The organism is Acaryochloris marina S15 (assembly GCF_018336915.1).
Lineage (GTDB): Bacteria > Cyanobacteriota > Cyanobacteriia > Thermosynechococcales > Thermosynechococcaceae > Acaryochloris > Acaryochloris marina_A.
In genome coordinates this window covers 3,525,400-3,551,953 of the sequence record NZ_CP064923.1, presented here as the reverse complement: position 1 = coordinate 3,551,953, position 26,554 = coordinate 3,525,400, and the positions used below count along the sequence as shown (strand labels likewise).

27 protein-coding genes are annotated in these 26,554 nt (G+C 47.0%); 9 read left to right on the top strand and 18 right to left on the bottom strand.

The window, feature by feature from the left end:
- Positions 1 to 148: 148 nt before the first annotated feature.
- The 3 genes from I1H34_RS16450 to rsmH all read right to left on the bottom strand — a co-directional run bounded on the left by I1H34_RS16450 (position 149) and on the right by rsmH (position 3,624).
- Positions 149 to 1,957: a peptidoglycan D,D-transpeptidase FtsI family protein gene (locus I1H34_RS16450; protein ID WP_212662104.1), complete on the bottom strand. Its 1,809-nt coding sequence runs from the start codon at positions 1,955 to 1,957 to the stop codon at positions 149 to 151.
- 21 nt (positions 1,958 to 1,978) lie between these two features.
- Positions 1,979 to 2,488, bottom strand: a complete 510-nt coding sequence (locus I1H34_RS16445) for a hypothetical protein (protein ID WP_212662103.1) — start codon at positions 2,486 to 2,488, stop codon at positions 1,979 to 1,981.
- Between the two features lie 227 nt (positions 2,489 to 2,715).
- The gene (rsmH, locus tag I1H34_RS16440; RefSeq protein ID WP_212662102.1) at positions 2,716 to 3,624 is read right to left on the bottom strand and encodes a 16S rRNA (cytosine(1402)-N(4))-methyltransferase RsmH; all 909 of its coding nucleotides are present in this window, start codon (positions 3,622 to 3,624) and stop codon (positions 2,716 to 2,718) included.
- A 227-nt stretch (positions 3,625 to 3,851) separates the two neighbouring features.
- Here rsmH and mscL point away from each other — a divergent pair, with 227 nt between their 5' ends.
- Positions 3,852 to 4,292, top strand: coding sequence for a large conductance mechanosensitive channel protein MscL (gene mscL, locus I1H34_RS16435; protein ID WP_212662101.1), 441 nt, complete (start codon positions 3,852 to 3,854; stop codon positions 4,290 to 4,292).
- Here mscL and I1H34_RS16430 read toward each other — a convergent pair.
- Positions 4,289 to 5,035, bottom strand: a complete 747-nt coding sequence (locus I1H34_RS16430) for a biliverdin-producing heme oxygenase (RefSeq protein WP_212662100.1) — start codon at positions 5,033 to 5,035, stop codon at positions 4,289 to 4,291. The genes mscL and I1H34_RS16430 overlap by 4 nt on opposite strands.
- An 831-nt stretch (positions 5,036 to 5,866) precedes the next feature.
- Here I1H34_RS16430 and I1H34_RS16425 point away from each other — a divergent pair.
- The gene (locus I1H34_RS16425) at positions 5,867 to 6,094 is read left to right on the top strand and encodes a DUF2949 domain-containing protein (RefSeq protein ID WP_212662099.1); all 228 of its coding nucleotides are present in this window, start codon (positions 5,867 to 5,869) and stop codon (positions 6,092 to 6,094) included.
- Between the two features lie 42 nt (positions 6,095 to 6,136).
- Here the strand turns inward: I1H34_RS16425 and I1H34_RS16420 are convergent, their stop codons facing one another.
- From I1H34_RS16420 to I1H34_RS16410, 3 genes are read right to left on the bottom strand one after another with little or no spacing between them, the layout of a single operon-like run.
- Positions 6,137 to 7,291, bottom strand: coding sequence for a pyridoxal-phosphate-dependent aminotransferase family protein (locus tag I1H34_RS16420; protein WP_212662098.1), 1,155 nt, complete (start codon positions 7,289 to 7,291; stop codon positions 6,137 to 6,139).
- Between the two features lie 6 nt (positions 7,292 to 7,297).
- Positions 7,298 to 8,470 carry an N-acetylglucosamine-6-phosphate deacetylase gene (gene nagA, locus I1H34_RS16415; protein ID WP_212662097.1) on the bottom strand — a complete coding sequence of 391 codons (1,173 nt, stop codon included), beginning with the start codon at positions 8,468 to 8,470 and terminating at the stop codon, positions 7,298 to 7,300.
- 24 nt (positions 8,471 to 8,494) lie between these two features.
- Positions 8,495 to 8,749 carry a hypothetical protein gene (locus I1H34_RS16410; protein WP_212662096.1) on the bottom strand — a complete coding sequence of 85 codons (255 nt, stop codon included), beginning with the start codon at positions 8,747 to 8,749 and terminating at the stop codon, positions 8,495 to 8,497.
- A 210-nt stretch (positions 8,750 to 8,959) separates the two neighbouring features.
- On the opposite strand from I1H34_RS16410, the gene purE reads away from it, so the two are divergent.
- A complete protein-coding gene (gene purE / locus I1H34_RS16405) occupies positions 8,960 to 9,499 on the top strand; it encodes a 5-(carboxyamino)imidazole ribonucleotide mutase (RefSeq protein WP_315874840.1) in 540 nt (179 codons plus the stop codon).
- 27 nt (positions 9,500 to 9,526) lie between these two features.
- Entirely contained in the window at positions 9,527 to 10,687 is a 1,161-nt protein-coding gene (gene alr, locus I1H34_RS16400; protein ID WP_212662095.1) for an alanine racemase, read from the top strand.
- Positions 10,688 to 10,730: 43 nt separating this feature from the next.
- On the opposite strand, the gene I1H34_RS16395 is transcribed toward alr, so the two are convergent.
- The 6 genes from I1H34_RS16395 to urtA all read right to left on the bottom strand — a co-directional run bounded on the left by I1H34_RS16395 (position 10,731) and on the right by urtA (position 16,665).
- On the bottom strand, positions 10,731 to 11,348 hold the full coding sequence (locus tag I1H34_RS16395; protein ID WP_212662094.1) for a glutathione S-transferase family protein: 618 nt from the start codon (positions 11,346 to 11,348) through the stop codon (positions 10,731 to 10,733).
- A 163-nt stretch (positions 11,349 to 11,511) separates the two neighbouring features.
- Positions 11,512 to 12,255: an urea ABC transporter ATP-binding subunit UrtE gene (gene urtE, locus I1H34_RS16390; protein ID WP_212662093.1), complete on the bottom strand. Its 744-nt coding sequence runs from the start codon at positions 12,253 to 12,255 to the stop codon at positions 11,512 to 11,514.
- The gene (urtD, locus tag I1H34_RS16385; RefSeq protein WP_212662092.1) at positions 12,248 to 13,003 is read right to left on the bottom strand and encodes an urea ABC transporter ATP-binding protein UrtD; all 756 of its coding nucleotides are present in this window, start codon (positions 13,001 to 13,003) and stop codon (positions 12,248 to 12,250) included. Before urtD ends, urtE begins: the two co-directional genes overlap by 8 nt.
- Positions 12,978 to 14,156 (bottom strand): urea ABC transporter permease subunit UrtC, encoded by a 1,179-nt coding sequence (gene urtC / locus I1H34_RS16380; protein ID WP_212662091.1) that lies wholly within the window; start codon positions 14,154 to 14,156, stop codon positions 12,978 to 12,980. The genes urtD and urtC overlap by 26 nt, the downstream gene beginning before the upstream one ends.
- 9 nt (positions 14,157 to 14,165) lie before the next feature.
- A complete protein-coding gene (gene urtB / locus I1H34_RS16375) occupies positions 14,166 to 15,326 on the bottom strand; it encodes an urea ABC transporter permease subunit UrtB (RefSeq protein WP_212662090.1) in 1,161 nt (386 codons plus the stop codon).
- 46 nt (positions 15,327 to 15,372) lie between these two features.
- Entirely contained in the window at positions 15,373 to 16,665 is a 1,293-nt protein-coding gene (gene urtA, locus I1H34_RS16370) for an urea ABC transporter substrate-binding protein (RefSeq protein WP_212662089.1), read from the bottom strand.
- Positions 16,666 to 17,886: 1,221 nt separating this feature from the next.
- Between urtA and I1H34_RS16365 the strand changes: the two genes are divergently transcribed.
- Positions 17,887 to 19,719: an iron uptake porin gene (locus I1H34_RS16365; protein WP_212662088.1), complete on the top strand. Its 1,833-nt coding sequence runs from the start codon at positions 17,887 to 17,889 to the stop codon at positions 19,717 to 19,719.
- A gap of 82 nt (positions 19,720 to 19,801) precedes the next feature.
- Here I1H34_RS16365 and ureG read toward each other — a convergent pair whose 3' ends face one another.
- The gene (gene ureG / locus I1H34_RS16360) at positions 19,802 to 20,416 is read right to left on the bottom strand and encodes an urease accessory protein UreG (RefSeq protein ID WP_212662087.1); all 615 of its coding nucleotides are present in this window, start codon (positions 20,414 to 20,416) and stop codon (positions 19,802 to 19,804) included.
- A gap of 83 nt (positions 20,417 to 20,499) precedes the next feature.
- The gene (locus I1H34_RS16355; protein ID WP_212662086.1) at positions 20,500 to 21,207 is read right to left on the bottom strand and encodes an urease accessory protein UreF; all 708 of its coding nucleotides are present in this window, start codon (positions 21,205 to 21,207) and stop codon (positions 20,500 to 20,502) included.
- 95 nt (positions 21,208 to 21,302) lie between these two features.
- Between I1H34_RS16355 and I1H34_RS16350 the strand changes: the two genes are divergently transcribed.
- Positions 21,303 to 22,406, top strand: a complete 1,104-nt coding sequence (locus tag I1H34_RS16350) for a glycoside hydrolase family 113 (RefSeq protein WP_212662085.1) — start codon at positions 21,303 to 21,305, stop codon at positions 22,404 to 22,406.
- 16 nt (positions 22,407 to 22,422) lie between these two features.
- Here the strand turns inward: I1H34_RS16350 and I1H34_RS16345 are convergent, their stop codons facing one another.
- Together I1H34_RS16345 and ureE are read right to left on the bottom strand one after the other, a co-directional pair.
- Positions 22,423 to 22,995, bottom strand: a complete 573-nt coding sequence (locus I1H34_RS16345; protein ID WP_212662084.1) for a Uma2 family endonuclease — start codon at positions 22,993 to 22,995, stop codon at positions 22,423 to 22,425.
- A gap of 70 nt (positions 22,996 to 23,065) precedes the next feature.
- On the bottom strand, positions 23,066 to 23,524 hold the full coding sequence (gene ureE / locus I1H34_RS16340; protein ID WP_212666301.1) for an urease accessory protein UreE: 459 nt from the start codon (positions 23,522 to 23,524) through the stop codon (positions 23,066 to 23,068).
- A gap of 361 nt (positions 23,525 to 23,885) precedes the next feature.
- Here ureE and cysH point away from each other — a divergent pair, with 361 nt between their 5' ends.
- From cysH to I1H34_RS16325, 3 genes are all read left to right on the top strand, one after another.
- Complete coding sequence (cysH, locus tag I1H34_RS16335; protein WP_212666300.1) at positions 23,886 to 24,614, top strand: phosphoadenosine phosphosulfate reductase; 729 nt, start codon at positions 23,886 to 23,888, stop codon at positions 24,612 to 24,614.
- A gap of 54 nt (positions 24,615 to 24,668) precedes the next feature.
- The gene (locus I1H34_RS16330) at positions 24,669 to 24,950 is read left to right on the top strand and encodes a hypothetical protein (RefSeq protein ID WP_212662083.1); all 282 of its coding nucleotides are present in this window, start codon (positions 24,669 to 24,671) and stop codon (positions 24,948 to 24,950) included.
- Positions 24,951 to 25,018: 68 nt separating this feature from the next.
- Positions 25,019 to 25,816: a class I SAM-dependent methyltransferase gene (locus I1H34_RS16325; protein ID WP_212662082.1), complete on the top strand. Its 798-nt coding sequence runs from the start codon at positions 25,019 to 25,021 to the stop codon at positions 25,814 to 25,816.
- A gap of 91 nt (positions 25,817 to 25,907) precedes the next feature.
- On the opposite strand, the gene I1H34_RS16320 is transcribed toward I1H34_RS16325, so the two are convergent.
- Positions 25,908 to 26,552, bottom strand: coding sequence for a DUF4033 domain-containing protein (locus tag I1H34_RS16320; RefSeq protein ID WP_212662081.1), 645 nt, complete (start codon positions 26,550 to 26,552; stop codon positions 25,908 to 25,910).
- Positions 26,553 to 26,554: the final 2 nt, after the last annotated feature.

The window sequence follows — 26,554 nt, the reverse complement described above, 5'->3', positions numbered from 1 at the left end:
GACTCTTCATGGTTCAGAAAATGTGGGTCTGCCTACAAGCACCCCAGCCTTATCATTGAATGATAAGGCTGTTGATGGATTGAGCTTGCGCAAAAATTTAAACTCAATACTCACCTTCAACTTAAGTGGGCATAAAAAGGCAGTTCTCTTAGTTGTTGGAGCGAGATGCTTTCGGCTTTGCCTTCAATTCAGCAGGATGACTGGGAGGGATGCCCTCAATACTAATCAGGGTTTCTAACACCGACTTTACAGCTGGAGCTGCCACGGTCGATCCGTAAGCATTGCCCCCTTGAGGTTCATCTACAACGGCCAGCACTACATATTTAGGGGACTCCAAGGGGAAAGATGCTACAAAGCTAGTAATCCGCGCATTGCTATAGGTACCGCTATCCGCTTTTTGGGCCGTTCCAGTTTTACCCCCTAAGCGATAACCCGGAATTTTGGCGGGTTTACCCGTGCCGTTTTGCACCACACTTCCCATCATGGTCCGAACCTTAGCTACCGTATCTTTAGAGAAAATGCGGCGGGGTTGAATCAGATTTAATCCCTTGGTTTTTTTGCCAGCAGGATTGTATAGACCATCAACGACATGAGGAGTCACCAATTCGCCTCCGTTGGCGATGGCTGCATGGAGCTGTGCCATTTGTAGAGGGGTGACTGAAAATCCTTGTCCGAAAGCCGCGGTTGCCGCTTCAATGGGATAGTCTAAAAACTGCTGCTTATCCTTAAACTGGCCGGGGGTTTCAAAGGGAAGATCAGTACCCGTAATTTGGCCAATCCCAATTTTTTTCAGGTAATTGTAGTAGGCCGATCGATCCATCCGCTGCATGACATGGACCATACCTACGTTACTGGAATATTCCAGGATGCCCGTAATGGAAAGGTTGCCATGGCCTGAGTTGTCGGCATTATTAATCGGCCAGCCACCGATGGTAATTTGACCACCATCGTGGAAAACACTATCAGCTTTGATGGCATTGGATTCTAATGCGATGGCAATATTGATTGGCTTGAAGGTAGACCCCGGCTCATAAAGATCTGAAATGGCCCAGTTTTTAAACAGTTCAGTATTGGCTTCAAAGTAACGCTGGGGATTAAAAGAGGGTTCCGAGGCCAAAGCCTTGAGGGAGCCATCTTCGACATCCATCACAATGACAGTGCCCCGCTTGGCTCGGAACTTTGCCATTTGTTTATGAAGGGCTTGTCGGGCCGACCGTTGAAGTCGCGTATCTAGGGTCAACTTCAGGGTCAAGTCATTGGCATTTAGCGGCTCTAAGGGAAATCGATCCGGCAAGAGCTTACCCTGACCATCCCGAGTCACTAGCAAGGGAATGGGATCTCCTTTTAAGAGGGGTTGCTGACTATATTCAATGCCAGATTGTCCTTGGTTTTCGGTATTGACATACCCGACCAATCCCGAGGTCAGTCCCGACTGGGGATAGACCCGTTGCCATTCCCGCGTAATTTCTAATCCATCTAAATAGAGATTGTTGATTTTCTCTGCTTCGGTTTCCGATAGACGATACCCAATTGGAATCCCACTCTCTCCGGTTTTGAATAGCTCTGTCAGAGAATCCGATGAGCGGTCGAGAACAGGGGCTAATGCTTGAGCAATTTCATCCGGTTGTCTTTGGAATAAAAAGGGATGGGCAAACAGACGAAAGACGGGTTCATCCTTAGCCAGTAGATTACCCTGGCTATCCATAATCGGATAGCGGAAGGTGCGCTCAGGAAGACCGCCTAGCTGTTGTTGTTGGGCTTTCGTTCGGAGAAAGGGGGCCGCACTAATTTGCAAATAGACTAACCGGGCTAACAAGCCCACAATGCCTCCAAATACCACCAACCAAACCAGGAATAAGCGTAATCGCTGATTAGTAACTCGATGGGGCTGCTTCGTTTGGATTCGGGCTTTGATCGCGGCCCGACGGTCTTGGACTGGGTGAGAAGGAGTGGGCATAAACTTGCAAAGAAGTTGGACTTAATAACCAATCGGAGCTACATCAATATGGGTAATGCCAGTCCGCTGAGGAGGCACAGGCTGAGCTGGACGCACCGGGGCTGGCTTAAAAAACACGGTCGTTTTGGAGCTTTTGGGAACAAAGCCTGCTGGATTGCTTTCTAAATTTTCTGAAATTTGGAATTTGCGCTCTTCATTGCGAGTGAGCCAATCTCGCTGATCACGCTGCAATTTCTCTAGCTTTGAATATTGAGTCCCCCAAGATTGTTGAGTATTCACTCGCCAAGCATAGAGGGGCAAAATTCCTAAGACTGTCACCATCAGAATAGGGGTGGACAGCTTCCGAAACGCCATTAGTAGTATTAGCCAATTGGGAAATTGTGGCGAACGGGAATCAATCAGATCCAAGGGCTGTTCTTGCCTGGATAAAGTCTTGGGTTTTCGCCGTCGTTGAGGGGGACGGGAACGGGCTGAGGGAGCAGCCTGTTTCGGTCGGACGGGGACAACTTTAGATCGGCTAGCAACGGCCATACTCAACTCCTCAAGCCCAGGAAATTACCCGGTTAATGGGTTCGGAAATTTTAATTTTTGGCAATTTTCAGTAGTTGCCACATGCATTATAAATGCATAATTTCATAATTGTTTCCAGAATACTTATCTTTTGTTCATAGTGAGGGTAGATTTGCCCATCAACTCTAATTAGAGTGCTGAGTTTATTCTTTGCAAAAAACTAAAAGTCATCGTTTTATGACCAGCCGTTATGGCTTCAGTGACGATTCAGCTTCATCTGCCAAAGGAACCCGTTCGGCAATTCGCAGTTTAGCGGATCGAGAGCGGCTGTTTTCTCTTTTCTCTTGCTCGGAGGCAATCATGGGCTTTTTCGTGATCACCTGCAGTAAAGGATTCTGGCGAAAGTGGATTTTAACAATTCGATCTTCCAGGCTGTGGAAACTGATGATGACAATTCTGCCCCCGGGCTTGAGCCAGGTGGGAGCTAGCTCAATAAATTTCTCTAGGACCTGCAATTCCTGATTGACAGCAATCCGCAGGGCTTGAAAGACTCGGGTCGCTGGGTGGATTCGACGGCGACGCCCTTTAGGAGGGGGCAGTGAAGACGCTACAACCCTTGCCAGATCAGAGGTAGTGTGAAGGGGGCGTTTGGAGACAATTTTCCGGGCAATTCGCCGAGAAAACCGTTCTTCTCCATAGTGGAAGAAAATATCGGCTAAATCCCGCTCTGAATAGGTGTTAATCACATCAGCAGCGGTTAAATCTTGGCTCTGATCCATGCGCATATCTAACTCTGCGTCATGTCTAAAGCTAAAGCCACGCTCAGGGCGATCTAGTTGGGCTGAACTGACCCCTAAATCAGCAATAATGCCGTCAAACCGAAGATCATCCGGATCATAGGTGGAAAAATTTCCTTGCCAAAACCGGATGCGATCGCAATTGTCATGCAACTTAGCCCGCGCAGCATCCAGGGCCTGAATATCTTGATCAAGGGCGATCACCTGAGCCTGGGGACTTTGTTCCAAGATCAAGGCACTATGTCCTCCTCCGCCTACGGTGGCATCCAAATATAAGCCCTGGTCATGCAGCATCAGTCCTTCTATCAGCTCATGGCTTAAGACTGAAATATGGTTAAAGGCGGCAGCGTCTGGTGTCATATATTCCCTTGAATGGAACAAGGTATTGTTCTGTGGTCTGACCTAAACTTCCAGATTGTACCTGTCCCCTGCTCAAGGGAACAGGCTCAACCCGAAATCAACCCTCAGCCTATTTCGCTTCAGAAACTATCATCGGGATATTAAGTAAAAAATCTGATGATAGAATATTGCAGTTTTAAGTAAAACTGTTTAGAATCGACCCCTGCATAAAGGAGATATTGATAAAAATGACTGGTAGAAACGGGAGAGCAAAAGCTGGAGGCTTCCTCAAGGACTTTGGCGATTTTCTGATGCAAGGGAATGTTGTCGACCTAGCGGTTGCCGTTGTGATTGGCGGGGCCTTCGGCAAGATTATCGGTTCTTTAGTTGAGGATATTATTACCCCAGCCCTTTTAAATCCGGCGATGAAAAAAGCGGGTGTGGATGAATTATCCAAGCTCGCGATAAATGGCATTAAATATGGTTCATTTCTGGCCACAGTGCTGAATTTTATCGTGATCGCTTTTGTAATCTTTCTGTTGATTCGATCTTTTGAACAAGCCCGTAAGAAGATGCAGCGAAAGCAAGAAATGGCAGAAGCAATTACGCCGGATCCTGCAATTGAGGCCAATGAGCGCTTGATCGGTTCCTTAGATCAGCTCAACCAAACCCTACGAGAAAAGAGTTAATCCTGGGGCTGCAGTGCAGTGGTTTCTCCCAGATCTGTGGACCACTGAGACTGCCCATTTCTGCGGGAGCGGGTCAGATGGCTAAAGATCATCTGACCTATGGCTTGAATTAAGTTGCCTTCTACTTCTTTGAACAATTCCATATTGAGCTTAAAGGCAAGGTTGGCTTCATCTACGATGTGGGTGATGGTGCTTTCATCCAGAAGCAAATTATCCAAGGATTGCCGATAGGTAACCTTAAAGGTTTTAGGGTTCTGGATATCTTCAAACTCATAGAAGGCAGTGCCTTGGCCTTGAGAGAGATTCATGCCTCGCTGGGCTAGCTTCTTGAGCAGTTGTCCCCCAGAAAGGTCTCCGAGATACCGTGTATAGCTATGAGCGACTAGCAGGATTGGATCTGCGATCGCAACTTCATTAATCCTGTCAATATAGTGTTGAGTGGCACTAGAAGGGGTGATTGACGTTTGCCATTGAGGCCCCCAGTAGTAACTTAGATCCGTAGCCAAGCTCTGCTGTCGATATAGCGCCGGAAAATAAAGCTGACTTAAAAGTGGATGGTTTTGATGTTGAGTCAGCTGATCTTCTAGGGCGCTATAGACAAAGTGAAAATTTCCTAATAGTTGGCGATAAGACGTTCTTTCAACTACTCCCTTGAGAAAACATTGGATAAAATCTGCATTTTCTGCCAAAGAATGAGATTGTTTCGTCCCTTCTCGCAGCCGGGTCGCCAACTTACCACTCATCAATTTGCAGCCTTTACACGAATCATCATTGGAGTTGGATAAGCAGTGTGAGGTGAAAGAAATTGCCTTTCCGGTTCAGCTTACACAAAATTATGAACTTATTTTGCCCCACAGATCACATTAACCAGACAATTCCATCGTCAGATGCAGGCAGATCATTACGCGCTGATTTTCTCAAAAACGCGTTCAAATTCTCGGAGTTACTTGACTAGGCTATACGTCTGTAACCCCTGGTGGGACAAGCTTGTTAGGTGACTTTCATGTGTGTATTTACTTGCTCATCTGACCTGTATCTTTTATTCCTATGAACTTTATTAAAAGAAATATTTAAGTTGGATCAATCTTTGAAGACTGTGCTACACTCTTATCCCAATACGACTGGAAAAACTTACTGAATTTATCTACTACTGGTTAGTAGTTTGCAGTAACTCTTTTCCTAGGGTCTGGGGGAAGCTTAATCGTCGGTTGATAGTATTTTGTCTGTTGCATTTAATTGGCTTTGCGCATTTTTGCAGTTTTTTCTGCAATGTTTAGCTAGTGCAGCACAAGTTATCTGATTTGCTCTTAAATTTTATACAAATCATCACTTTCTCTTCTTTAGAGGCTTTTGCGGTGTTTTTGCATGGGCAAATCTCTTCTATCGCTGAAGTGAAATAAATTTCAGCCAGTTAGTCAAATCACTGATGGGTTAAAAGTTCTAAGACTTTTTTGATAGTAAATTGATCAAAAACGATCTTGACTCTCACATGGTTGGTTAAGCTGGTTCAATTCTTTTTTATACGCCCTAATAATCTCCTCTCATAGGTAAAACTCGGTTTCTTATTAATACCAATGACAGTATCTCGGTTTACAAAAGATGTTTCTAATTTGAAATCAGCATCGCAAAAGCGATTACTGACTTTTCTGCAAGAAGAGCTAGCACTGCCGAGCGACTCTATTGGCCTTGCTCTTCGCCACCTTGAGCAAGATCCAGGACCGTTACCGATTGTGCTCTGGCAATATGGTTTGATTACTTTGGATCAGCTCAATCAGATTTATGACTGGCTGGAAACCATTTAATCTGCAAGTTTAGGCATTTTGAATGTGGGTTGAGAACAAACCCTAATTCCCTTTAAAGATACGATGGGCAGCCTCTACACCTGCCCCAGCTTGGAATGGATAGTCTAAATCTGCCAAGGCCGCCTCTACGGCTGCAATGGTGGTAACAATATTGCGATCGCAAACATAACCCAAGTGGCCAATGCGAACGAGTTTGCCTCGCATATGGTCTTGGCCTGCAGCAATCACCACCCCGTAGTGCTGCTGTAATTTGAATCGGAGGGTTTCAGGAGCAACCTGATCGGGGGCAATGGCAGTGACAGCCGGGCTAGCCACATGATTGTCAGGAATAAATAGAGGCAGGTCCAAGGCTCGAAGAGCGGCTCGGGTTGCCTGCATCAACCGTTGCTGATGGGCAAACATGGAGAGCAGACCTTCAGCCTTCATCATGGCTAAACTTACCTGTAAGGCAAAGAATAGATTTACAGGCGGGGTAAACGGGGTCGTATTCGCAGCGGCATCCGTGCGGCATTTCCCCAGGTCCAGATAAAACCGAGGAAAGCGAGCCGTTTCATAAGCCTGCCACGCTAAAGAGCTAACACAAACAAACCCCAAACCAGGCGGCATTCGATATCCTTTCTGGGACGCAGAAACCACCACATCTAGTCCCCACTTATCGACTGGGACTGGACAAATCCCTAAACTGGTGACCGCATCAATCATGCTGAGGGCTCGACCATGGGCTTTGATATGACGGCTAATGGTTTCCAGATCGTTAAGAACCCCGGTGGACGTTTCACTATGGGTCACAATCACCGCTTTGATCTGCTTATCCTGATCGGATTCTAGATGCTGCCGAAATACTTCTGGGTCCAAAGCTTTCCCCCAAGGGACCGTAATCCGCTCGGTAATTAGACCAAATTGTTCACAAACATCCGCCCAACGATCGCCAAACTTGCCATTGCATCCCACCAATACCCGATCACCTGGGCTTAAAAAATTAATGATGCCAGCTTCCATGGCCCCGGTGCCGCTGCTGGCTAATATCAACACATCATTTTGGGTTTGGTGGAGCCATTTTAAATTTGCCGTAATATCAGCCATCAAATCTCTGAAATCCTGACTACGATGACTGATGGGCTGTTGAGTCGAGGCAAATAATACCGATTCGGGCACTGGAGTAGGGCCTGGAATCATCAGCAACAAGGGATTTTCCATAGGGCATTAAGCATTTTCAGAGGGAAACAAACGCTGCCATTTCAGAGTTTGGGTCTGGGGATGATGACGCCAACGCAGCAAGCAGTGAGCGGGTTGTCCTGGACCCATGCCGGGTAGTCCTAATGCTTGCCTCGGGGCTTCTGTGGCTAAGGCAATGGCATACCCTACAGAACAAAGATTCCAGTGGACTAGATTTTGCACTCCAGCCAATAGGGATAAGGTGGTTCCCGACAAGGTGCCATCGGAGAGCCGAGCCGTACCGGCCGTCACTTCAATTTGGCGAGAGTCCCAAGGATAAACTCCATCCGGAAGTCCTAACGGTGCTAGAGCATCACTCACTAGAAACAGGCCTTGCTCGGGGCTAGCCTTCAGCATCAGCTTCAGCATCAATGGGTCCACATGTTGACCATCGGCAATAAATCCACACCAGACCTGGGGATGCACCAGCGCTGCTGCCAACAACCCGGGTTGGCGATGGTGCAAGCTAGGCATGGCATTAAAGGCATGGGTCACCATGGTGGCTCCCTGATTAAAGGCCATATCTGCTTCTGCTGCCGTGGCTAGAGAATGGCCGAGACTGACGATAATATTGTGGGATCGCAACCAAGCTACCGCTTCTCCAGACGGCTCCAACTCTGGCGCTAAGGTCATGACCCTAACGCTATCTTTGTAGGGACCTATGACCGTTTGCAGTGTTTCAATATTCAAAGACTGAAGATGCTCTTGGGGATGGGCACCCCGTTTGGTGGCATTCAAGCAGGGGCCTTCCAAATGGACACCTAGAATTTGCGCTTGGTCGCCATCCCCTGGTGACTTCTGAGCAGACAAAGTAGCCAAGGCTTGCTGAAACTTTTCAACCGATGTTGTCACCAATGTAGGCAAGAAACCGTCAATGCCTTGCTGCCACAAAAATTGGCAAATCTCTTGAAGTTTCGATTGATCGGTGGGCAACAAATCTGGAAAGGCTAGACCTAAGGCACCATTGATCTGCAGGTCAATGCCCCCTAAAGACAGCCAATCACCTTCTAAATCAATTTTTTGTGGGGCTAGAGTGGGGGGTGGGGCATCCATGGGCTGAATGGTTTGAATCACCCCATCTCGGATACTAACTTGCTGTAATCCTGAGTAGCCAGTGACCTGAGCATTCTCTAACTGGCCCTGAAGTGGTAATGCACCCATGGCGTTGGCGGCTCGCTAATTGACCTAAGTCTCTTCCTTTGGCTCAACAGGGGTCATTTCAATGTGATTGAGCAGGGTGGTCACAAAGGCAAATAGCAAGAAAGGTAATGACAATACCAAAATCAATCCCCCAGTTAAAAAGGCATACATGGGGTTTTGGTACAGGGCAACGGAGGAGGCTAAAGCAATGAAAATCACAATCAACCAAATAATCACCTGGGCATAGATGTCCCCAAAGGTGAGGGTGCAGGAAAAGCGATACCCTTGTAACGGATTCATCGAAGCGTCCTCAAAAAGAATTAGAATTTCTCAATGTTGCAGGTTGTCTAAAATGCTGATGTTCAAGAAACATGCAGATTGCCAGAAGTGATCAAATTTTAGACAAATCCAGATCAAACGTGATGTTTTTAATTAAAAAACAAGACTTGCTGCTCCTGTGAACAGTCCTATTTTAACGTTGTCCCTGTTTTGCAAAGGAAAGAAGAGCCCTTGAGTCATCCTGAAGTTGCCATCATTATGGGCAGTGATTCTGATTTACCGACGATGCAAGCTGCGATCGCAGTTTGCGAAGACTTTAAGATCCTCCCCCATGTGGAAATCATTTCCGCCCATCGTACGCCTCACCGCATGGTGGAATTTGCCCAACAGGCCCACCAACAGGGAATACAAGTGATCATTGCTGGTGCCGGGGGTGCAGCTCATCTCCCGGGGATGGTGGCAGCTATATCCCCCTTACCCGTGATTGGCGTTCCCGTAGCCAGCCGCCACTTACGGGGGTTGGATTCCCTTTACTCTATTGTCCAAATGCCAGGGGGAATTCCCGTGGCCACCGTCGCCATTGGTAATGCCAAAAATGCCGGTCTATTGGCCATCCAAATATTGGCTGCTCAGCGCCCAGCACTCCAAGAGCAGGTCATCGCCTATCGTCGCTCTCTCTCAGAAATGGTTCAGGACAAACAGGAACAGTTAGCGACAGTTGGTTATCAACAATACCTCAAGGACTATCAAGCAGCCTCCTCCGCAGGCTAAGATTCGATCAGTGTGCCGGATTCAGGAATGGTAAAGCATACATCCCCTGGGACATTGGCTTGTGAACGCGCTTGGATCAATATTGATCTAAAAGCGCTAGAGAACAATGTTCGTCAAATCAAACAGCAATTGTTGCCCCAAACTGCATTAATGGCTGTCGTCAAAGCAGATGGCTATGGGCATGGTGCAGTGACGGTTGCCCAAACCGCTTTGAAGAATGGTGCGACTTGGTTAGGGGTTGCCACCATTTTGGAGGGAATTGAACTGCGCCAGGCCGAGATCGATGGGCCTATTCTAGTTCTTGGGGCTACCCATACTGTTCAAGAGATAGAAGCTATCGTCCGCTGGCAACTGCAGCCTACCCTATGTAGCCCAGAGCAAGCCCTGACCTTTTCTCGGCATTTGCACCATCCTTTGCCAGTGCATCTCAAAATTGATACGGGTATGTCTCGCTTGGGGCCCATTTGGCAGCAGGGGGCAACCTTTATTGAATTTGTCTCCCGTCTTTCTAATCTCAAGATTGCCAGTATCTATTCCCATTTAGCAACGGCCGATGATGCAGACTCTAGCTTTATGCTGCAGCAGCAAAGTCGATTACAGGACGTCTTAAGCCGTATCCAAGCCCAGGATATTCCCTTACCCAAACTCCATCTCGCCAACTCAGCGGCAACCTTAGCAGGTCCCCAATTTCACTACGACTTGGTCCGAGTGGGATTGGCACTATATGGTTTATATCCTGCGTCCCACTTCCAGCAGACGGTTTCGCTACAACCTGTTATGGAAGTCAAAGCTCGGATTACCCAAATCAAGACTTTACCCGCCGGATCAGGGGTGAGCTATAACCATACCTTCACCACAGAGCATCCTTTAACCGTTGCAGTGGTCGGTATTGGCTATGCCGATGGGGTTCCCCGGTCCCTATCTAACCAAATGGATGTGATGATTCGGGGTCGATTGGCTCCCCAAATTGGAGCCATTACCATGGACCAGCTCATGGTGGATGTCAGTGACTTTCCCCATTTACCGGTAGGAGAGGTGGTCACCCTTTTGGGTCAGGATGGTCCGGCGTCAATCTCTGCTGAAACTTGGGCTGAGGCGCTGGATACGATTTCCTACGAGATTGTCTGTGGATTTAAGCATCGACTCCCTAGAATCTTAGTCAATAGCGATATCCCTCAAGGACATTGAGATCAGTTCTGGTCGCTCATGGTGGAATGACTGAGTCTCTGCCTTAAGGGGCAAATTGCTCCATCGTCACATGTTGAGGATGTTGAGAGATACGCCGTAGCCAATTGCGAACGTTGCTATAAGGCTTGAGGGAGAATCCTCCTTCCGAGGCGACATGGGTATAGGCATATAAGGAGATATCGGCAATGGAATAGTGCTCGTCCACAAAAAAATCTTGCTTTTCAAGATGGCTTTCCATCACGTCTAAGGCGGCATATCCCCAGACTCGGCGGGCCTCCAAATCCGCCTGCCGATCAGGCGGTGACCCTAAATAGCGAATGATATATCGAGACGTGGCAATATAAGGCTCATGACTATATTGCTCAAAAAACTGCCATTGCAGTACTTGGGCATGGCCATAGGGATCTATGGGCAAAAAACATGAGTCTTGGGCTAAGAAATGAAGGATTGCGTTCGACTCGAACAGCCATCGCCCATCTGGAAGCCCCAATACAGGTACACGACCATTCGGATTCCTTGCTAAAAATTCATTGGTCCGACTTTCGCCATTCAGAATGTCAATATGAACCCAATCATGCTCTATCTCCAGTAGAGACATGAGTAGCTTGACCTTATAGCAGTTACCAGAATATATATCGCCGTATACTTTGAATTGACTCATCACTATATCCGGACGCATAGAACCCTATGACAGCGTAAAGTGCTGGTCAATTAGGAACGAATTGCAATTCTAGCGTTTTATTCGCTTATCTCTCTAAAATCATGTTTATAGGTCAGATAGCATTTGTCTCAATTGTTATTGGGCCAGCCCAGGCATACAAGGGTCAAACAGCAAGAAACTCCTGGATCACCTGATTACTCAGCTCATCGGTTGAACCAGATGCAACGATGCCCCCTTTCTGCATGGCGTAATACCAATCTGCCTGGCGCACAAAGTGAAGATGTTGTTCAACCAAGAGCACAGAGACTCCTGTCGTTTCAACAATCCGTCGCACAGCGGCTTCAATTTCTAGAATAATCGATGGCTGAATGCCTTCTGTGGGTTCATCGAGGACTAATAGGCGCGGCTTTCCCACTAATGCTCTAGCAATGGCTAGCTGCTGCTGTTGGCCACCACTGAGATCTCCTCCCATTCGGCCTAACATACTGGCTAAGACCGGAAAGAGTTGAAAGACCTGTTCGGGGATGGTGTCACTTTTTTTTCGACCTCGGGGTCGAGCCTCTAGTCCTAAAAGTAAGTTTTCCTGGACCGTGAGACTGGGAATAATTTCCCGACCTTGAGGGACATACCCCACCCCCAGCCGAGCCCGCTGATCGGAGGTTTTATTCAGGACTGACTGTCCCTCCAACACAATGTTGCCCGTCCGGGGAGACAGCAACCCTAAAATCGTCTTGAGTAAGGTGGTTTTGCCCACGCCATTCCGACCAATGAGGCAAACCATTTTTCCAGGGCCAACGCTCAAATCAACATTGCGGAGAATATGGCTCTCGCCATAGTAAACGTTGAGGTTCGAGATATCCAGTAGAGCCTGGGGGGAGTGAGTCTGGGATGATGCCTGATTAACCATCGTCTTCCTCCGGCTGTCCCAAATAGACTTCAATCACTTGGGGATTCGTTTGTACTTCATCCATGTTGCCTTCAAACAAGACGCTGCCTTGATGTAACACCGTGACTTGTCTGGCAATCTGGCGGACAAATTCCATGTCATGCTCAATCACAATGATTGAGTGGCTTTTGGCCAGGGTGAGCAATAGGTCGCCAACGTTCTCTGTTTCTTCGTCGGTCAGGCCAGCAACGGGCTCATCCACCAGTAGTAAATCGGGGGATTGAGCCACCAACATGCCAATTTCAAGGCGCTGCTTTTCGCCATGGGACAGCAGCGCTGCTGGAATATCTCCCTTTGTCGTTAAGCCAATGGTTTCTAGCAAGCCAGAAACGGTGCGACGTTCTGGTCCTGAAGGGTGTCCCATTAAGGTTGCCAGCACATTTTTATGACGATTGCAGGATAAATCTAAGTTTTCCCGGGGGGTGAGTTGTAAATAGACCCGCGGCGTTTGAAACTTACGACCAATTCCTAGTCGAGAGATATTGTGCTCGGATCTGGCTCGGAGGTTTTTACCTTTGAATAGTGCTCTCCCCGTCGTGGGTTGAACCTTGCCCGTAATCACATCCAAGAAGGTGGTTTTCCCTGCTCCATTGGGGCCAATAATAACCCGCAGCTCTCCTGTCTCCATGCTGAAGTTGAGCTGATTGAGGGCTTTGAATCCTTCAAAGCTGACGGTTACATTTTCAATTTCTAAGATTTTGTCGCTCATACTCCACTTCCGGATCTTCAGACAAACTGGGATAAGTCATCACTCGTCGGGGTCGCCCAATTAAAGATCGAAACAGTTCCTGTCCTTCGTTTCGTAACCAACCGATAAATCCGCCGGGGAGGACCGTAACCACCACCAAGAACAATGCCCCCTGAAAAAATAGCCAAATTTCTGGGAATTGCTCAGTCAAGATACTTCTAGCAAAATTAACGATCAATGCTCCCAAAATGGCACCAATTAAACTGGCTCTTCCCCCAACCGCGACCCAAATCACCATCTCAATGGAAAAGGCAATATCCATGGTTTTGGGAGAGATAATCCCAGATTGGACGGTATAGAGCGCCCCTGCCATTCCTGCAAGACCGGCTGATACGGCAAATACCAAAACTTTGAATCCCGTTGGATCATATCCAGAAAATCTCACCCGACTTTCGTCGTCCCGAATCGCGATCAGTAACCGACCGAGCCGGCCACTGGTCAACCAACGACAGAGGAAATAGGCCAGTACTAAGAAAAGGACCGTGAGGGTATAGAAAACAGACTGGGCTTGATCTGATCCTGCATAGACCCCAAATATTTTAGTGGTATCGGTTTTAAGGCCATTTGTGCCGTTGATTAGCTTCTGTTGGCTATTAAAAAAGTTAAAGAAGACAATCAGAGATGCTTGGGTAAGGATCGAGAAGTAAACGCCTCGAATACGGTTGCGAAACACTAGGTAGCCTAACAGGCCAGCAATGGTGGCAGGAATAAATACAATTGCCATCAAGGTAAAGGGCAAGGAGTGAAACGGTTGCCAAAACCAGGGAAGCTTATCTACACCAAATAGGGTGAAGAATTCTGGGAGCTGACCTTCTGGGAGTTGGAGCTGTAGAAACATAGCTAGGGCATATCCCCCTAGGGAGAAAAAGATGCCGTGGCCTAAGCTCAGCATCCCGGTGTAGCCCCAGATGAGGTCAATTCCCAAAGCTACAATCGCTAAGGCCATAAAGCGGCCTAGCATATTGATGCGAAATTCTTGACCGATGGCTGTCAGAAATTGAGGAGCCCCAAACAGAATCAGAAGTGAGATCGCAACCACAATCACCCCTTCGATCACCAAAGAGCGTCGGCGCATGGCAGATGAGGACTTTACGGGAGGAGAATCTGTAATCATATGCTGCTTTTAAGCATCTACCATGCGTCCTTTTTGGGGGAATATGCCAGCCGGTCGGAATTGCAAGAACGTAACAATGAGAGCAAAGACAAGGACTTTCGCCATGCTAGCGTTGGCAAAGAACTGTAGAACAGCTGCTAATTGGGGGAACCAGGATACTAGCGGACTCAGGGCATCAGCACCAATCATGTAATTGGCGATGCCGATAGCCATTGCCGCTACAATACTGCCCACTAGCTTGCCAACCCCCCCCACAACAACAACCATAAAGGTATCCACAATATAGTTCTGGCCTGTATTTGGACCCACTGAGCCTAATAAACTGACTGCACAGCCCGCAACCCCTGCCAACCCTGACCCTAAAGCAAAGGTAAGGGCATCCACTCGCTCTGTGGGAATGCCTAAACAAGCACTCATACTCCGATTTTGAGTGACCGCTCGAATACGAAGTCCCCAGGCAGAGCGTTGCAAAAATAGGTACATGCCAAGGATGCAGACGATCGTCAACACCAGGATAAACAAACGGACATAGGGTAGCTGATAGGTACCCAGCTTGATCCCCTTGCGCAGCCAACCTGGTGCAGTAACATCTACATTCTGTGCACCGAACCAAGGTTTGGTCGCTGCTAGCTGATAGGTTTGACCCAGCATGTTACCGGCTGACCAGGCAATTCCAGCCGAGAGAGGGATTAAAACAGTACGCGCCCAACCCCGGATCTTTTCGACGTTTGGCCTTCGAGAAAGAATGGCCATAGCCCCAAAATAAAGGACACAAAAAACGCCTAATCCCAGCACCATTACCCAGCTCACACTCCGCACAAACTGTCGCAGGATTAAGCTGACGCCCCAGGTAGCCAGTAGTGTCTCTAACGGCCTGCCGTAGAGGTGGCGAATCACCCCTTTTTCAAGAATTAGCCCCAATAAAGCAGTAACGAAGAAAGCACAGATCAATGCCACAAAAATGTAGGCACCGAACCAAGGTTGACCAAAGGACTTAAAGGCATTCTGGACAACGAATGTTGTATAGGCACCGATCATCATCAATTCCCCATGGGCCATGTTGATCACACCCATGAGGCCAAAAACAATGGCAAGGCCCAATGCCGCTAAAAGCAGCACTGAGCCTATGCTGATGCCATCAAACAAACCATCCAATAACGAAGTGAGCAAAGCATCTCCTCATGGTTAAAAGGTTGTTGATAACGGTAGGCGAGGCTTAGATCTTATATTTCTCGCCTTTATTGGGATCAGACCAATCACAGGCATATCCCTTGGTATCTTTCACAAACTGGTTCCAAGCAATGGGTTCCACAGGACCATCGGTGGAATTGACAATTTCAAAGAGACCATCCTCTCCAATCTTGCCGATTCTCACTGTCTTGGAAATATGGTGATTGCCCGCAACCTTAACAGGACCATTCGGTGCTGCAAATTCTTGGCCAATAGCAGCAGCTCTTACTTTCTCTAGATCATCAGCAGTACCTGCTTCCTCTACAGCCTGCTTCCATAGATACACCATGATGTAAGACGCTTCCATAGGGTCATTAACGACCCGATCCTCACCATATTCCTTCTTGAAAGCTTCTACAAACTTTTTGCTTTCAGGAGAATCAACGGTTTGGAAGTAATTCCAAGCCGCATAGTGATCTTTGAGGTATTCAACACCAATGGCCTTCACCTCTTCTTCAGCAATACTGACTGACATAGAGGGGTATTTATCTGGGCCTAGCCCTTTACCTTGCAATTGCTTAAAGAAGGCAACATTCGTATCGCCATTCAGGCTGTTATAAATGACACCACCCTCAGGGAGGGCAGCTTGGATTTTGGCAATGACAGGAGTGACATCCGTACTACCCAGTTGGATATATTCTTCACCCACATGCTTACCACCCTTCGCTTCTAGCTGAGCTTTGATGATGGTGTTAGCAGTACGGGGGAAAACGTAGTCAGACCCCACTAAAAAGAAAGGCTTGCCCTTGTATTCTTCCAGCAGCCAATCAACAGAAGGCTCGATTTGCTGGTTAGGTGCTGCGCCCGTATAGAAAATGTTCTTGGAGCATTCTTGGCCTTCATATTGAACGGGATACCACAGCATATGGTCTTTGGACTCAAATACAGGCTTGACCGCTTTTCTACTGGCAGAGGTCCAGCAACCAAAGACGGTCACGACCTTGTCTTGTTCAATCAGCTTTTTCGCTTTTTCTGAGAACTTATCCCAGTCAGACTGACCATCTTCCGTAATGGCCTCGATCTGCTTCCCTAAGACGCCTCCTGCTGCATTAATTTCTTTAATGGCTAATTTCTCAGCGTCTACAACACTTTTCTCGCTGATTGCCATGGTGCCACTCAAAGAGTGGAGAATCCCCACCTTGATGGTGTCACCGGAAGGACTACCACCATCTGTGCTTCCACTGTCCTGACTACCGGGTGTACAGGCTTTGAGCAGCACACTCCCTGAAGCGACGGAACCCATAATTAGGAATTCGCGCCGACCAAATCCTCTGGCCATAAACCGATTCACTCCACAAAACAAAGTAACTTGATAAATACAGACATGTTTATTGATTAACAGATTGCTAGCATCACATGTCTAGGTGGTCAATTTTTTCTCAATCTCCGAAGAAACAGTTTCGATCTTCCCCCTAATTCAGTTGCTTTGGTCTTTGATTAGCACAATATAAATGATTGCTGATTCCTGGCAACATGACCTGTAACAGAAAATACTAGAGATTTAACCTGCAAGAAAAATGTTATCTCTGATACAGAAAATCTGCTATTCTTCCTATTTATGAAATAAGTCATCGCCTATAACCCTTGCTCTGTAAAGACTAGGAAGATTTATTGTTTTTATTAACAAAAAGTTAAATTCCAAGGTTTTTCCTGGCGTTAGAACATAGTCACTAAAGCCATTGAGTATCGCTATAAAGCTCAACATCTGCTAATACTAGCTAAACACCTAATTTGGTTTTTTTTAGAATAAATTGCCCATTTGGAGTATACTCACATACCTCTATTGATACTCAAGTTCGGCTAAGATATCTTCTCTTCAGCTTGTCTATTACTCGCCACTACCATGAGGAATTCACAAATTTCTTTGATCTCAAGCTAATAATTGAGAAATATCTTCAATAATTAATGCAATTCTATTTTTAGCTTTGAAGTTCCGTTGAGAAATATTCTTTTCATAGCTCTAAAGAAAATCTTTGGCAAGGCTGACAATATGTGATATATGAAGTGAGTTTTTATAATGAAATTACTCAACGCCCTCAAAATATATCGCCAAAGTTCACTTATTCAAGCACTCATATATTTCTTGGGTATCAGTCTTTTTAGATTCCAAGAAATCACAAGTTTAATTGTTCTTTAATTTGTATTGTATTTTACAAAAAAAATACCTGCTATACCGTAGTTGTATTTGGGGGACTTATATTAAGGATCTACTAAGGCTGCCTTAATATAAGAGTTAGGAAATTGTCATCTAAGCAATATGACCAAAGTGTTTAAAGGCTAGTGCTTTGTCTAACTGGCTACAGTTCCATAGCCAATTGATACGTTTTTATAGACTAATGTCGACCTGATTTAACACACAAAAGCTTCCATAACACCTAAATTATTTGTATTTAGTGTCTGTGGCTAAGCAGTCAGTTTCTTGCTTTTGATGAAATGTTTAAGTTTTAAGAACAGATTCAAGTTCTGAATCGAAGTTCTAGGTGTGTGTGAGGATTTTTATATGACCAGTATTCGGGATAAATCCCTAGTTTTTTCATCTCTCGCTTTATGGGCATGTTTGTTGCCTACTGCTGTGGGGGCAGTAGAACCCACCGCTTTGGAAGAAGTGCAAGCAGATATCACTGCGATCCCCTCTTTGGAGTTAGCTCTCAACTCTGAGATTGATGATAGTGAGGAAGCTCAAGCCCTCTTTACTACCCCTGAGGTATTAGAAGAGATTGATATCAAGTCTGATGAGACTTCTAGCACTACAGTTGCAGAAGTAGAGTCCTTACAATTAGCCAATCACTCTACTCCAGTGTCTTCTTCTGTTGCAGATTTGATGGAGGAAACCCAAACTGATTCCGTGGGGCAAGTAACCTCGGTTTCTCAGTTATCGGATGTTCAGCCTGATGATTGGGCTTTTCAGGCCATTCAGTCCTTAGTCGAGCGCTATGGCTGTGTTGCCGGTTACCCCAATGGTACGTTCCGTCCGGGGCGAGCCATGTCTCGTCGGGAAGCTGCAGCTTTAGTCAACGCCTGTCTAGACAACCTCAGCAATCGCTTTGCCACGAAGGAAGATCTGGATGCCCTGAAGGCTCTGCAAGATGAATTTGCAGCTGAACTTGCGACTTTGAGAGGACGGGTTGACGGCCTTGAGGCTCGGGTCGCCACCGTTGAAGCCCAACAGTTCTCCACTACGACTAAATTGAGTGTTGACGCTGTTTTTACGGCCCAATTTGGTGATTCAGACAACCGAGCTTTCGATAACTCTTCCGATGGTTTAACGCCTGGCGTCAACCAATTGGCAGACTCTCGGGCAAGTGCGATTGGCTCTGTTTACATGAGCTTCAATACCAGCTTTTCTGGAGATGACCTCTTACAAACCACGTTGTTCTTTGGTAATAACGGGCAAGATTTATTCTCCAATGCCCAGGTTGGGAGTACTGCAACACTGCCCTTCGCCCAAAGTGCACCTTTATTCAACCCAGGTCAGTATTACTTTGCTGGCCTACCCAATAATGCGACCCTCTACCGCTTAGCCTATACCTTTAAGCCCATCGAAGATTTAGCGGTAACGGTGGCACCGTTGTATTATCCAACAGACATTATTGACGGCAACAGCTACACCAGCCCGTTTACAGGTTTCAGTACCTGGTTCTTGATCAATAACCCCTTGATTACTCCTTACATCACCAACTTCTTAGGTGGTGCAGGTGCTGGTTTTGACTGGAATTTCAATGGCGGTCCTGTGTCTTTACGGGGTGCCTATGTTGCGGTGAATGGTTTCTCCGCAGTTAACACAGGCCCACCCAATGATGGTGGCCTATTTGGTGATCCCTACCAAGCGACGGCTGAATTGGAATATACCGGTGAGTTAGGCGATGACTCCAACTATGCCGTGAAGCTGCAATATACGAATTCTGAAACATTTGGTGTTAGCCAAAATGTTGTGGGAGTCAATGCAGAAGCAAAATTTGGTCAGTTCGGCATTTTTGGCCGTTACGCTTATTCCTTTGCCAATGGCAATAACGTCGCGAACCCCATTCCGTTTGCTGCGGGTAATGTGGGGCGTTTTGATGCCCAAACTTGGCAGGCAGGTGCTGGTATTCACGATTTGTTAGTACCGGGTTCCTTATTTGCGGTTTCCGCTGGCATGCCTTTCATGAACAATCTGCCTCAAGCGGTAGGGGTGAACGATGAAGACCAAATTAACTTCGAAGCCTTCTATCGTTTCCCAGTGAATGACAACATCACCATTAGCCCCATTTTCTCTGCTATTTTGAATCCCAACAGTAGCAGTATTGAGCCCAACCTCTATCAGGGCTTGCTTCGGGTCGTGTTCTCGTTCTAGTGTTCTAGGTTTTTAACTCCGGGAGTTAGCTTCATGGTTTAACTCCTGACTCACTCAACTGTGCGGTAATTGGCTTTGCTGATTACCGCTTTTTATTGGGAACTGGCGGAATGTGTTGAACGACAAACTCCTTAACTGCGGGAAGACCATCCTGTTCCTTAAGGTTAGCCATGACAAAGGGTTTAGTACCCCGCATTTTTTTCGTATCTTCCTCCATGACTTGGAGACTGGCCCCAACATAAGGAGCAAGATCAATTTTATTGATGACCAATAAGTCAGATTTAGTGATCCCTGGTCCGCCTTTACGAGGAATTTTGTCGCCACCCGCGACGTCAATGACATAAATCGTGAGATCGACGAGTTCGGGACTGAAAGTAGCTGCTAAGTTATCTCCCCCACTTTCGACAAAGACAATATCGGGAGAAAACTGCTGCTCTAAATCTTCGATCGCAGCTAGGTTAATGGAAGCATCTTCGCGGATAGCGGTATGGGGACATCCGCCTGTTTCGACCCCTAAGATTCTGTCTTGGCTTAGGGCCTGACTGCGCACCAGAAACTGAGCATCTTCTTGGGTATAGATATCGTTGGTGACAACGGCCAGATTGTACTGATCCCGCATTGCTTTACAGAGGGCATCTACTAATGCCGTTTTGCCTGAGCCAACGGGGCCAGCAACCCCAACTCGAAGGGAATTCATGATGAGGTCAGTCCTAGAATTTCAAAGGTTGATGAACTAAAAAAGGCTGCCAGTATCTTACAAGCCTTGGGAGACGTGTTTTTTTAACTGCGAAACAAACGACTATATTGAGTCTCGTGAGCCATGCTGGCCAGGGCCAGTCCCCATCCACAACTGCAGAGATCTTCATCTTCGAGGAGCAAAATCGATTGAGTTGCTGCTTCCAAATGGGGTTGAAGTTGAAAAAGTAGTTTTTGCCCTGAGGTTTGTCCGAGGGGTATAAGTTTAATCCCGGCACCGATGAGATTAGTGGCCCAACTGTGGAGATAGCCTAGGGTGGCAGCTTCTAGGGGGATTTGCCAGAGGTTGGCGGTGAGACCAAATGCGATCGCAAAATTGCATCCTTCTATGCGCAATTTCTCCCATACCTCGATCAATTCGGAGCTAGAGTTTTCTGGATCTTGCAACGCTTGAGATAATCGCAACAGCGATCGCCCCATCTGTAAGCTTTGAAGCCTCAACTCTTCCGTTTCTCTAGCCGCAGATAACCAGGCATTCCAGTACTGCAATGTTTGCAAATCTGTGTTGGCCCGATACCCACGAACCATGACCGCAGCTTCCATACGAATGGAGCCATAGGCTAGCTCTTGAAGCAACCATGTCCACAAATGGGATTCGTTGTTTATCGTTCCCTGGTCAACTAACCATTCCAAACCTTCGGAATAGCTATAGGCCCCGACGGGTAAAGTCGGACTCGTTAATTGGAGTAAGCGTTGGAGAGTTTGGAGATTGTTCACAACTAGAGGCAACATGCATGAATCAATAACAAATCCGTTTCTAAGCGGTTACTCATTCTGACATCCAGCACAACCGTTAGTCTAAAGAGCATCTATCCATCTTCATCTCCATGAAAAGGTTTATCCTGCTGGTGAGTCTCACCATGCTATTAGTGGTCGGTTGCAAGATCTTCCAAGTTGACAGCCAAGCGCCAGCTGTCGTTCAAATTGAACCCGGAGCTAAGCAGAGAGGGATGTCTTGGACAGCAGAACGCACCCCCATCTCTGCCGAGAATTTTGACACCCTGATTAAAGCCCATGTGAATTGGATCGTCCAAACCCCTTTTGGGTGGCAGCAGGATATTGATTCCCCTGATTTAGCACTAACCACAAAAGGGGTTTGGTGGGGCGAGACCGATGAGGGACTGAGCACCACCACTCAATTGGCTCAAAAGCGAGGCATTCAAACCCTTTTAAAACCACATATCTGGTTAACTCGCCCCCAGGAAGGTAAGTGGCGGACGGATATCAAAATGAAATCTGAGGCGGATTGGCAGACCTGGTTTACCAACTATCGTCGGTTTATTCTGCATTACGCCCAGTTGGCTAAACAACAGAATATTCCCATCCTCTGCATTGGCACTGAACTGCAGACCACAGCCGTAGAACGAGAACAAGACTGGCGACAATTAATTGCTGAGATTCGGCAGGTGTATCCTGGGCAGCTCACCTATGCTGCCAACTGGTATGAAGCCTATGAGCAAATTCAGTTTTGGGATGCCTTGGACTTTATTGGTATTCAAGCTTATTTTCCCTTGGCCTCCAAAACTGAACCGAGAGTAGCGGAGTTGAAGCAGGCTTGGCAGCAATATGGGGATGCGATCGCAACCCTCCACAACAAATATCAGAAACCCGTCATCTTCACAGAACTGGGGTATCGCAGTACCTCAGATGCCGCCATAGAACCGTGGAAATGGCCCGACACCTCTGAAATCAATCCAACCCAGCTAGCAACCTCAGAGGGCTTACGTACTCAAGCGAATTGCTATGAAGCCTTCTTCCAAACCATCTGGCAGCAAGACTGGTTTGCTGGGGTGTACTGGTGGAAGTGGATTCCCTCAATTGAGGCCAATCCCAAACAACAAGGCGCTGGTTTCTCACCCCAGAACAAACCGGCCGCAGAAGTGATTCGCAAATACTATAGCCAGAGCCTATCTTTAGCTAAGCCATCCTGAGGGTGACACCCTCTTCCTAAATAAACAATCGTGATAGAGGACAAGCAAAATTAGGCAAAAGGGGGGAAGCGATAGTCTCTGCATCATCCAGTAGCGCTGTAACCAATTTCAACATTGCTTGTTGGCGACGGTAAATTTCCACTTGCTGCAATTGCCAATTGATAATCCAGTATTCCTGCACTCCGCGAACGCTGTAGAGCTTGAGTTTGGCCTCGCGATCTCTGCGCTCGTTTTCCGTGCCTGCCGACAAAACCTCAATCACTAACTCAGGAGCGGCCACAAGATGTCCTGATTCATCCAAAGCAGCAGCTAAACGTCCTTTGCTGATCCACACTACATCTGGAATAATGCTGTCTACATCGCTAAAAACGAGACCTGGAGCTATAACTGACTCACCGATTCCCATCTCTAAAGACCAATCACGCAGTTCTGCAAAAATATTGCCACTAACGTTTTGATGCTGCCAGTGAGGAACAGGCGTCACAAAAAGCTCGCCATCAATAATTTCATAGCGACTGCTACTTTCAGGAAGCAATGCTAAATCTGTGGTAGTCCAACGAATACGCTCTTCTATGACATCAGGGTTCATGGGAGCTTACAACAATCAATGAGATGATTTTAGACTTTAAGATCAGAACACGGGATTGATAACCCAGGTGCTAATGGGAATGGCTATGATGGTTTCCCTGTGAACCATAAGCGCCCGCTTCGGGTTGAAAGGGATGCAATTCTTCCGTCACATCCATTCCCAACTGTTCCAGCATATTGCGCAAAACCGAATCGGGCGCGAGACGTAAACAGGTCGGTGTAATTTCTAAGGGAACGTGACGATTGCCTAAATGGTAAGCACTCCTCAATAGATCTAGAAGAGTAGGGGCTTGGACCGTTAAAACAGGTTCGGGTTTAGCAACGATACGCAATACGGTATCGCTATCAGATTGCAGCAAGTCACCATCATATAGAACAGTGCCTCGATCCAGCTGCAGGAAGACGGTTTGGCCCTCTGGAGTTTGGAATTTATGGCGCGATCGCATCCGTTCTTCAGCCGTCAGAGCTAACATCAAATCAGCTTTACGTTTTTCTGTGTTGGACAGCTTGCGAACAAATACCAGTGACACGTCAGCTATATCCTTTATATCGACTGTAGCCCTCAGCATAATGCGATGGAAGAGACTTTGGAAACTGACAATGGTGAAGCTGGCTCCAAAAGCTAGCCGGCCAGATGACGCCATCACTATGGGGTCTAGCGTTGGTAGGAACAACCTCAAACATCTAAACCTCAACTATAGATGCATCCGTCTAGGGTGGACTGTATAAATCATCAAGCCCGGATAGAAAAAGCATGGTACTAATAGAATTTGAACCTGCGTTGGTATTGTAATGTCCTTAATTGATGCCTCCCCTTCTGAACAAAGCAGGGAACCCCATGGCCTCCGCACTTCAACTGGTTCCAATCAAAAGGGATCCTTGGGCAAAAAAATGGATTTAGATCAGATCAACCAAAAGTTTGATCAAGCATCTGCTGAAGATGTCGTCGGCTGGGCTGCTGAGACCTTTGGGGATGGCTTAGTGATGAGTACCAGCTTTGGCATCCAAGCAGCAGTAATGCTGCATTTAGTCACGCAGGTTGTTCCTGATATACCTGTTATTTGGATCGATACGGGATATTTACCCTCCCAAACCTATTTATTTGCCGAGAAATTGGCTGAACGCCTAAAACTCAACCTCAAGGTGTATCAGTCCCTTATCAGCCCCGCCCGCATGGAAGCCCTCTACGGCAAGCTATGGGAATTCAACGATGTCAAAGCGTTTAATCAGTACGATCAGATGCGGAAGGTTGAACCCATGCAGCGGGCTTTACAAGAATTACAGGCCACCGCATGGCTGGCTGGATTACGCAGTAAGCAAACGAACTTTCGGCAATCTTTGCGCCGAGTGGAATCCCAAGGCGAACTCTATAAAGTTCTACCCATATTAAACTGGCACTCTAAAGATATCTATCAATATCTACAAGCCCATGATTTGCCCTATCATCCATTTTTTGACTTAGGCTATACCACTGTTGGAGACTGGCATTCTAGCCGCCCGGTCGGAGCAGAAGATGAAAATGACCGCGCCACCCGATTCCAAGGACTCAAGGAAGAATGTGGTTTGCACTTGCCACAAACTCCTGAAGAGTCTCAAAGTTTAGATTCCAGTTCTTTGTAGGCGTTTGCACATCACAAAAGCTAAGTTAGCAACGGCAAGCTCCTGTGATGAACCATGGCCAGAATCCATAGTAAAAAATATCGTGCCGCCGCAAAAGCTAAAGCTAAAGCAGAGGAAAAAGCTGCAGCCGACCGCCAATTTCTTGCTGAAATCCATCAAACGCCATGTCCTAGTTGTGACGCTCAAGATACAGCTCTGATCTTGTATGGATTACCCAGTTTTGACGATCAAATGAAGCAAAATTTGGACAAGGGATTGATTTCCTTGGGTGGGTGTGATCTGATGGATACTAACCCAAAACTGCGGTGCAACCAATGTGGACATGAATGGGGTTAGCCATAGTTTTGGAATCATTTGCTTACGATGCTCTAATCAACTCTGAGTGCTTCTGAGTATTCAGCAATATGAGTCAAGGTAATTACTACGACAACATCGCTTCAATCTACGACCAAACCCGCTGGATGTCGGAGTCAGTGGCAGAAGAGGTCGCAGATTTTATTGTGGAGCTGATTAATGCCAAGCCTGACACCTCTTTTTTAGAGCCTGGGGTGGGGACTGGCTTGAATGTCCTGCCCCTTGTGAAACGGGGCTATTCTGTCACTGGTATAGATATTTCCCAGGAAATGCTTGATCAATTTAGCAATAAGCTGAAGGGCATTCCCCCAAATTTGACCCTGATTCAGGCAGATGCCTCTCATCTCTCTTTCCCCGATCACAGTTTTGATGTTGTCCTGACGGTCCATATGGTGCATACCGTCTCTCACTGGCAGCGATTTCTTGATGAGATAGAACGAGTCCTCAAGTCTGGAGGATTCTATTTGAATGCCCAATGGATCACACCACCTGCCCGTATGGAGTTTGAGTCCTACTTCAAAGCTATTTTGGCGAAGGGCACCAATACACCCGCTTCTTCTCCCAGACATACGGGCAACCGAGAGATTAGCGTAGAGGACTATTTCAGTAAAAAAGGATATCGATCCAATTATGCAGTTGCTAAAAAATGGTTGGTGAGTAATACGGTTGAGGAGCTGCTTGGTTTTCTGAAGGTACGAGCCTACGGTTTGTGTTGGCGTTCATCAGATGAAGAATTTGAACAGGCACTGAATGAGTTTGAGGCGTTTTGCCTTAGGCACTATAGCTCATTAACAACTGAGATATTGTCAGAAGCCCAGTTTGAGATATGGACATATCAAATCAGCTAGGATTCTTGCTTTCTTTGAGCAACATTCAACCAATAGGGTTCCGAATCTTCTAACTTCCAACGACCCTTAGAAGTTATAGCGGAGAATACATTCAAGACGTTCTCATCTGTGGGCAGGCCGGGGCTTTGGGTTGAGCAATCTGGCATTCACCCACTAGGCAGGGTTGGTTATAGACCGCTTCTTCCTCGATAGCAGGTGCAGCATGACCAAACACCATTTCACAGCTCAAGTCTTCAAAGTTCGGGGTTAGAGTCAGGGGAAAGCCAAACTCCTTGGCAAAAAAGTCTTGGGTGGGTAACTTGCACATATTCACACACATGCCCACACAGCCACTTTCCTCTAGATAGCGACATTTTTGAATGTGGAGACCACTTCGTTGCGTGCGGAGTTGCCCGTTCTCGCCTTCGACTTCCACCTCCGTCAGATCGCAGGGACCCACCAGCCAGGTAAACATCCGGCTGGCAAACCAAGCATTCCATTCGAGGATGCGCTTAGTAGGATTAAACAGAGTGCGGATCCCGAGTAAGACAAAGCTGGGGATGAGCGATCGCAATACCGTAGCCAAGGCTTCCTGCTGCTGCTTAGCATTTCGGCCTCGCATAATTTGTACAGACAGATCAACCAGCCCTTCATAACCCGCTAGTTCACTTTCTTTGCCCACCACCTGGGCCATCTTTACTGAGAACAACCAGATAAAGGCCCGATCAAACCAATTGTCTTTGTAGACTGTCTTCACCC

What these genes read in the sequence shown, in the direction of transcription:
- I1H34_RS16450 (WP_212662104.1), bottom strand. Translation starts at nt 1,957, where the DNA reads ATGCCCACTCCTTCTCACCCAGTCCAAGACCGTCGGGCCGCGATCAAA.
- I1H34_RS16445 (WP_212662103.1), bottom strand. Translation starts at nt 2,488, where the DNA reads ATGGCCGTTGCTAGCCGATCTAAAGTTGTCCCCGTCCGACCGAAACAG.
- rsmH (WP_212662102.1), bottom strand. Translation starts at nt 3,624, where the DNA reads ATGACACCAGACGCTGCCGCCTTTAACCATATTTCAGTCTTAAGCCAT.
- mscL (WP_212662101.1), top strand. Translation starts at nt 3,852, where the DNA reads ATGACTGGTAGAAACGGGAGAGCAAAAGCTGGAGGCTTCCTCAAGGAC.
- I1H34_RS16430 (WP_212662100.1), bottom strand. Translation starts at nt 5,035, where the DNA reads ATGAGTGGTAAGTTGGCGACCCGGCTGCGAGAAGGGACGAAACAATCT.
- I1H34_RS16425 (WP_212662099.1), top strand. Translation starts at nt 5,867, where the DNA reads ATGACAGTATCTCGGTTTACAAAAGATGTTTCTAATTTGAAATCAGCA.
- I1H34_RS16420 (WP_212662098.1), bottom strand. Translation starts at nt 7,291, where the DNA reads ATGGAAAATCCCTTGTTGCTGATGATTCCAGGCCCTACTCCAGTGCCC.
- nagA (WP_212662097.1), bottom strand. Translation starts at nt 8,470, where the DNA reads ATGGGTGCATTACCACTTCAGGGCCAGTTAGAGAATGCTCAGGTCACT.
- I1H34_RS16410 (WP_212662096.1), bottom strand. Translation starts at nt 8,749, where the DNA reads ATGAATCCGTTACAAGGGTATCGCTTTTCCTGCACCCTCACCTTTGGG.
- alr (WP_212662095.1), top strand. Translation starts at nt 9,527, where the DNA reads ATGGTAAAGCATACATCCCCTGGGACATTGGCTTGTGAACGCGCTTGG.
- I1H34_RS16395 (WP_212662094.1), bottom strand. Translation starts at nt 11,348, where the DNA reads ATGAGTCAATTCAAAGTATACGGCGATATATATTCTGGTAACTGCTAT.
- urtE (WP_212662093.1), bottom strand. Translation starts at nt 12,255, where the DNA reads ATGGTTAATCAGGCATCATCCCAGACTCACTCCCCCCAGGCTCTACTG.
- urtD (WP_212662092.1), bottom strand. Translation starts at nt 13,003, where the DNA reads ATGAGCGACAAAATCTTAGAAATTGAAAATGTAACCGTCAGCTTTGAA.
- urtC (WP_212662091.1), bottom strand. Translation starts at nt 14,156, where the DNA reads ATGATTACAGATTCTCCTCCCGTAAAGTCCTCATCTGCCATGCGCCGA.
- urtA (WP_212662089.1), bottom strand. Translation starts at nt 16,665, where the DNA reads ATGGCCAGAGGATTTGGTCGGCGCGAATTCCTAATTATGGGTTCCGTC.
- I1H34_RS16365 (WP_212662088.1), top strand. Translation starts at nt 17,887, where the DNA reads ATGACCAGTATTCGGGATAAATCCCTAGTTTTTTCATCTCTCGCTTTA.
- ureG (WP_212662087.1), bottom strand. Translation starts at nt 20,416, where the DNA reads ATGAATTCCCTTCGAGTTGGGGTTGCTGGCCCCGTTGGCTCAGGCAAA.
- I1H34_RS16355 (WP_212662086.1), bottom strand. Translation starts at nt 21,207, where the DNA reads ATGTTGCCTCTAGTTGTGAACAATCTCCAAACTCTCCAACGCTTACTC.
- I1H34_RS16350 (WP_212662085.1), top strand. Translation starts at nt 21,303, where the DNA reads ATGAAAAGGTTTATCCTGCTGGTGAGTCTCACCATGCTATTAGTGGTC.
- I1H34_RS16345 (WP_212662084.1), bottom strand. Translation starts at nt 22,995, where the DNA reads ATGAACCCTGATGTCATAGAAGAGCGTATTCGTTGGACTACCACAGAT.
- cysH (WP_212666300.1), top strand. Translation starts at nt 23,886, where the DNA reads ATGGATTTAGATCAGATCAACCAAAAGTTTGATCAAGCATCTGCTGAA.
- I1H34_RS16330 (WP_212662083.1), top strand. Translation starts at nt 24,669, where the DNA reads ATGGCCAGAATCCATAGTAAAAAATATCGTGCCGCCGCAAAAGCTAAA.
- I1H34_RS16325 (WP_212662082.1), top strand. Translation starts at nt 25,019, where the DNA reads ATGAGTCAAGGTAATTACTACGACAACATCGCTTCAATCTACGACCAA.